We start from the raw sequence: 7,555 nt of genomic DNA, 5'->3' as shown, positions 1-7,555 counted from the left end.
GTCCTCATTTCTTTAATAGCTTTGTCATTACCATATCTAACGATTTTTTTGATATGCCTGCTGCTGGAAAATCGGAAACGGTATATGCACAATGTTTATTCTCGGATTGATTCAAATATAAAATTCCCTCTTTCATTTGCTCTGCAATATTATGGATCGTCGAATCTTCATAATGCTTGTGGCTATACATCCATATGAGGTGCAGCTTTTCTTCGAGTATGACCCCTACAACATCAATAATGTGCAATCGTTTAGATGAACCAGCAAAATTAGATTCATTAAATGCTAGGTTCTTAACGAACATTGATGTAGAAGAAAATAGTTGATCGAAGTTGCCTAAATAATTAAAACTGATTGCAGGTTTTTCCTGCCTCTCTAACAACGGTTTAAAGTGAGAATTTAAATACCGTAATATCCCATAATCTATTCCTTTGTTGGGGATACGTCGAATCTCATCCTTGACCATTTTTAATACTTCTAGCAATGGCTGCTCATTTTCCATCCGCAGGTACACAGGATACAGACTCGTAAACCAACCAACTGTACGAGATATATCTATGCCTTCCATAATTTCTTCTCTCCCATGGCCTTCTACATTAATAGTAAGATCTGACGTCTTCGTCCATTTGGTGATCGCCTTCGCTAACCCCGCTAGTAGTATTTCATTCATGCTTGCCTTAAAAGTAACCTGAGCATCCTGTAATGCACTCGTTTCCTCTTTGCTTAATACCACAATCACTTGCTCGGTGCTTGCTTCTGTTACTACCTCATTAACAGTCCTCTTCGGAATGTCTCCTGATCTCTTGTTAGACTGTTGCTCCCAGTATTTTTTCACATCAAGGCAAACTTTTGTTCGACCATAATCATTTAACTGTTCAGCCCATGTTTTAAATGAGGTACTCTTGGCAGGGAGTCTTAAAGGTACTCCATCTTTACCTTGTTCATATACTTGTTGTAAATCTTGTAACATGATCCGCCATGACACTCCATCTACCACTAAATGATGAGTTGCCAGAAATAACTTTCCAGGGGAGGACAACCCTTCATCAAAATACACAGCTCGCATTAATGGTCCGTTTTGTAGATTTAGACTTGCTTGTCGAACCTGAACGATTTCCTGGATTCGTTGTTCCCAATCTGGTCCCACTAATCCATCGGGACTAATTACCTCTAACGGAACTTCTTCTCCCACGCCATGGTTAGTCTGTTTCCATGATCCGTCAGGTGAAATTTCATAGCGCATACGTAAAGCATCATGATGTTGAACAATCTTTTGAAGTGCTTCATAGAATAAATTAATATCTAGTCGCTCCCGGGGGATTAAAAACATCGATTGATTCCAATGATGGAAATCTGGATGCTCTTGCTCAAAAAACCAATACTGAATTGGTGTTAATGGAACATCACCCGTTATTTCCCCTTGCTCAACCTTATTCTGGTTGATCTGTGTTGCTGCTTGGGCAAGCTCAGCAATTGTTTGATGCTTCAGCATTTGCTGTAGATTAAGTTGCAATCCTGCTTGATTTGCTTGCGCAATAATCTGAATGCTAAATATGGAATCTCCACCAATTTCAAAGAAGTTGTCGTTAATCCCTATATTATTCGTACCAAGTACTCTCTCCCATATAGCTGTTAATTGCCGTTCTTTTTCATCTCTCGGCGCCTCGTAATGATCTTCAACTGATTGATAATCGGGATCGGGAAGTTCATTACGATTAATTTTTCCATTAGGAGTAAGTGGTATCTCCTCTAATTGCACCACATATTGTGGGACCATATAATCTGGCAGATTCTTTTTCATGTATTCTCGCAAATCAGTCAGATCCATTAACTCTGAAGCTACTATATAAGCGCACAAATATTTTTTACGCTGCGAATCCTCCCTATCGAGGACAACAGCCTGGCTTATTAAATTGTGCTGTAACAGTACACTAGAAATTTCCCCTAATTCAACACGATAACCGCGAATTTTAATTTGGTGGTCTTTTCTACCTAGAAACTCAATATAACCTTCTTGAAGCAAACGTCCATAATCTCCAGTCCGATATATGCGTCCTAAACTCGGATGCTGAATGAATGAACTACGGCTCTTCTCTTGATCTGCAAAATAACCATCCGCCAATCCTATGCCACCGATATAAAGTTCACCTGCAACACCAACAGGGCATATTTGACTCTTATTATTCAAAACATAAAAAGATTGATTTGCTAATGGCATGCCATAAGGTATACTTTTCCACGTTATATTTTCATTAATAATTGGATAATAAATAGACCATATTGATGCTTCAGTAGCTCCACCTAAGGAAATAACCTCACTTCCTTGAAAATAACGTTTGATCTTTTGCGGTAATGAAAGAGGAATCCAATCGCCACTTAGCAGTACCAAACGTATGGTATTATTCAAATCCATTGCTTCTGAATTAATCTGTTCTAGAGCTAGGTCCAATATCGCCGGCACGGAATTCCAAATTGTTACTTTCTCTCTCTTAACTGTATCAAGGACGTTACGTATATCTCTTTGGTCATCTATTATTACTAAAGCAGCCCCCGTACTAAGTGCTCCAAATAGATCATACACAGATAAATCAAAACATAAAGACGACAGTCCTATAATACGATCATCTTCACATACATCAAACTTTTGATTGATATCCAAGATTGTATTACACACTGCACCATGAGATATTACAACTCCCTTAGGTTTACCTGTGCTTCCTGAAGTATAAATAATATAAGCAATATCCTCCGGACCTACAGAACTTTGAATATTATCGTGATCTTCTTCCCTCAGTTTGATACTGTGATATAAACTAGGAGCAAGAAGCATCTTACAATCGCTGTTCAGCATAATATAGCTGCGTCTTTCCTCAGGGTACTTTGGATCTATAGGAACATAAGCTGCGCCAGTTTTTATAATGCCAATTACATTAACAATTGTCTCTATTGTTCTTTCTGCAATTACTCCTATTCTATCTCCAGTCGCTATTCCTTTTTTTTGTAAATAGCGAGCTACTTGGTTTGACATCATGTCCAGTTGTTCGAAAGTAATGGATTTATTATTATGAATGACGGCTGTGTTATGTGGACTTCGGCTTGCCTGTTTGGTAAACAAATCATTTAATGTTGTAGGGGTGTATAGCTGTTCTGTACAATTATACTTTTCGATCATATCAATGTTATATTTGTCTAAACACAATTCATGTTGATCATTTGTCTCATGTGCGATTTGCTTCAAAAGATCAATATATTGCGAAAACATCGTTTCAATAACTCTATGTTCAAACAGTTGGCTGACATAATTCCATAGCAAATGCAGTTCGCCATTTCTTTCGACAGCTATGTTATCAAGATATACTTGTGGTGTTTGATACACTTCCCAACAAGTATCTCCGATCATCTCCCATCCTTCATTCGTCTCATTAGTAAGCATACTGGTAAACACAATTGGCATCATAACTTTGGACTTTACTCCATGATACTTAACAAGATCTCTTAGAAATTTAACGCCATCATAGTGTCTATGCTGTAATCCTAGTAATAGTGTTGTTTGCAATTGTCTAATTTGATCCATTATTGGTATCTCATGAGTTAAATCTATGTCCAACATAACTAATGATGTAAAATCACCAACAATTTGCTGGACATCAGTATGTAGGGGAGAGCGATTAAATACAGTCAGATTCAAGCCTAGTCTTGCTTGATTGCTCCAATAAGAAAGTACCTTAGCATACGCAAAACATAAGACGCTAGAGACGGTTACTTTATTTAAACGAGCAGCCTCTTTTAAGCGCTTCCAATCATGAGGATCGATTCTCCTGGAGATGGGAATAAAGGTAGGTGTTTGGACTTTACTTGGGTCCATCTTAACAGGCAACATCGGCGATAATGGAAAGTCCTCTATTTTGCTTTGCCAATAAGATTCAGCCATCCGGTGTGCTCTTTTTTGTTTTACCCTTTCCTGGGATAAAATATAGTCTCTAAAAGAATACTTGATTTCCGGTAACTCCAAATCATCGTTACTATAGTATTGGAACAGTTCACTTCCTATTATCTCCATGCTAGCTCCATCTACCATCATGACATCCCAGCCCATACACAATAGATGTTCATTTTTGTTTAATTTAAATGCCCTTAAATCAAATAACGGCCACTTTGCGACATCAAATACATAATGTGACATAAGTTCACGTTCTTGTTCCAAATATATTTGACGTTCAGTTTCATTCATGCATGTTAGGTCAATCGTTTCTATCACATAAGGATTTACCTCATTCAAAATACATTGTTCCCCATTCTCCAGTACAACCGCTCTGAGCATTGGATGTCGATTAATTACTTTGAGAAAACTTTTATTTAATCTTTGAATATCAAATTTTGTTTTAATCTCAAAATAACCATGTGTAGAAAATCCACCCATCTCAATTTCTTTGTTTCGTCCCAGCCAATAAGCCATTTGAATTTCAGTCAATGGAAAGGGGTGATATAAATGATGCTGATCTGTTGGTAATGAAGATATGGAAAATGGTTTATCGCTTAAAAAGTATTTTTCTTTAATTGTTTCAATTAAAGTAATAACCGATATATCTAAGTTGTCCACAATAAAGTTAAGTGTGTACGTCATGGCCTCCGTTACTTTTAAAGCTAGGCCCTCTGCAATTTCATTTTGGAGATAAATACAATTTAAGCTTAACTCATACTCACTATCCTCTACATAAATTGCAAGCTCACCTTTCATCGACTGTTGCAAATACTCAACATCATATAGATTATGAATAGAACTTAAAGCTAGTATATTTTTAAAACCATACTCGCTAAAAAATGTGAAGTCACTGTGTTCCCCTACATTACCTACAAAAAATTGATGATGTCGATAACCATCTTTTGTGGTCTTCGCTACACTTAGTAGCAAATCGCTGAACTTATCTTCTGTAACAATCGTGTCATACAAAACAATGCCATTCACATGATTACTTTCTTGAATTTTTATTCCTTTCATTAACGGTGCGGCTATCATTACTCCTTTTTGTGAGTAACAGGCACACAACACTACTTTAAATGCAGTTTGCAGTAGTACAAACAACGATGCAGGGTTGCTTTTACAAACCCCTTTTAGTGTTTTTGTTGTTTCTTTTTCCAATAGAGTCTTCATATTAGAGTATTTATACTGCGAAGAACTTACCCTGGTATAAAATGAGGCTTCTATTTGGTTGATAGATTCCCCCTGCTTTTGTTTCCAATATATATTAGATTGATCTCTATCCGAAATACTGTCGAAAACTGACATTCTCACACCTCTTTTAATATAGATATGGCATGTTTCTCTTTTAATCATTCAGTTTATAATTCAAATTCAATTTGTAGGCTATCTTGTACGACCTTTTGAGTTCGGCCACTCTCTTTTTCTTCAATAAGGTATGCCATTGATCGAAGCGTTGGAGCACCATCCATTAGAGAAGTGACTTCTAGATCGATTTGAAAAGTAGAATTAATTTCTTCAATCAACTTTATCGCTTTTATGGAATCACCACCAGCTTCAAAGAATGGGGTATTCATCCCCACTGCATTCACCTCGAGTGCGTTTATCCACATACGATGCAATTTCTTTTCAAGTGGGGTTTGTGGTTCAAATGGAGGCTGTTCACAAGATCCTATAATAGTATCCAATTGAGATAATATTTCAGAATAATTCCCTCCTAGATAGTTATCCCGAAGTTCAAAACGTTGTAATTTTCCACTTGTAGTTTTTGGAATACTCCTAACAGGAACAACATGTTTTACTTCTATTCCAATCTGTCTGTTGATATATTTTTTCAATGCTATACTGAGAGGAACAAAGCTCTCTAGTAATCCCCTATGCAACACGAATAAAATAAGTTCATCTTTTTGTGATTCATTATTGTAAGCACCTGCAGCAACAATTTTATTGAGTTCGATTCCCTTAACACCTTCCGCAATACGTTCAATGTCATGTGCATAATAGTTTTGACCGTTAATAATAATAATATCCTTAACTCTTCCTGTTATTGTTAGCTTTCCAGCATCAACAAAACCAAGATCACCTGTATTTAACCAATGATCATCTAAAATAATTTCTTGTGTTGCTACTAGATTGTTATAATAGCCACTTGTAACATTATCTCCTTTTATTTGAATATATCCTATAATTTGATCATCTAGTACATTCCCTTCTGCATCACATATGCGAATCATTGTATTATTAAGGCATGTTCCTATTTCCACAAAAGAGACAGAATTAATATCGCTATCTTCTGTTTTTGTTATTTTATGGCCAATAGACATACTATTGCGGTTTATATACGTTACCTTGATTGGTTTACCCAACTCATGTCCTGCTACGCCCACAGTAGCCTCAGCTAACCCATATGCTGGTAGCATACAAAGTGGATCTAAACCATATCCCTTCATATCATCAATGAATTGATTACACAGCTTCGCAGAAATAGGTTCTGCGCCAATTAGAATTGTACGAACTTTTGATAAATTTATTTCGTCTATTTTCTTAGTAGCATAAGATGAAATAATGAGTTTAAGTGCAAAATTTGTAGTATATAATTGCGTTACACCGTGTTCCGATGCCTTTTCAAGCCATAATAATGGTCTTTTCAAAAATAGGGTGGGTGTCATAATATATTGTTGGATACCTGCACGCATACTACTGAGATGATTTGATATCAAACCCATGTCATGAGTGAGTGGCATCCAATTTATTGAACAATCATTAGAAGTAGTTTTTAAATATTCTATAGTGTCGGTGATATTAACTAAAATGTTATGGTGAGTTAGTACAACCCCCTTAGGTATGCCTGTCGAACCTGATGAAAATTGAATAAAAGCAATATCTGATGGTTCAGGAAAATGTAATTCCCCTTTTTCTGTATTTCCGACTAAGTCATCTAAAAAAATTGTTTTTTCTGTCATATTGTATCCTTTTTCAAAGGAGTACTTCTTCTCTATATAAGATGCTAGGTCATCCCATCTCTTTAAAGTTGTAATCATGAAGGGACTGTGCATTATACCTACAATGCGAAGTAACTTCTCCTTCTGCTCATCGTTACTACCAACCGTACAAGGAACAGGAATGATTCTACCCATAAGGCAAGCCCAATATACAGTAATAAAGTCCTGATTGTCTTCGATCTGAAAGATTAGTTCTGTGCCTGGACTTAAACCTCTTTCCTGTAGCTTAAATAAAGTCTTCAGTGCATTCTCGTATAACTCTTTGAACGAAACAAAGACTTCCATAGCCCGAGAATGTATAAATGTAATTCCTCTGTCTTCAACCTCCTTTAACGATTGAATCAGTTCTACCAGTGTTTGGTACATAGACAAATAAGACAACTCCTTTAAGTTTTCTAGTTGGACCATATTATTAATCTTGTTTCTCTAGAATAGAACTTATCTAGGGAAACAAAAAAGTATTTAAATAAACGAAGAATGATTCTTCATTTAAAACTTAAATAATTTATGATTATCTGATTATATATTCATAATTATGTCACGTATAGTTTATTCATGGAGTTAGTATTTAAGC

The 7,555-nt window shown here is 36.1% G+C and carries 2 protein-coding genes; both read right to left on the bottom strand.

Annotated elements, in window-relative coordinates; translation table 11 throughout:
* Positions 1 to 4 precede the first annotated feature (4 nt).
* Positions 5 to 5,287, bottom strand: coding sequence for a non-ribosomal peptide synthetase (locus MH117_RS25775; protein WP_239333898.1), 5,283 nt, complete (start codon positions 5,285 to 5,287; stop codon positions 5 to 7).
* 53 nt (positions 5,288 to 5,340) lie between these two features.
* Positions 5,341 to 7,347: a non-ribosomal peptide synthetase gene (locus MH117_RS25770; protein ID WP_239333928.1), complete on the bottom strand. Its 2,007-nt coding sequence runs from the start codon at positions 7,345 to 7,347 to the stop codon at positions 5,341 to 5,343.
* Positions 7,348 to 7,555 lie beyond the last annotated feature (208 nt).

Origin of the sequence: Paenibacillus sp. ACRRX (assembly GCF_022346885.1) — a bacterium.
GTDB lineage: Bacteria > Bacillota > Bacilli > Paenibacillales > Paenibacillaceae > Paenibacillus_B.
Note: the sequence above shows the minus strand (reverse complement) of the source record. Positions and strands in the feature narration are given on the sequence as shown.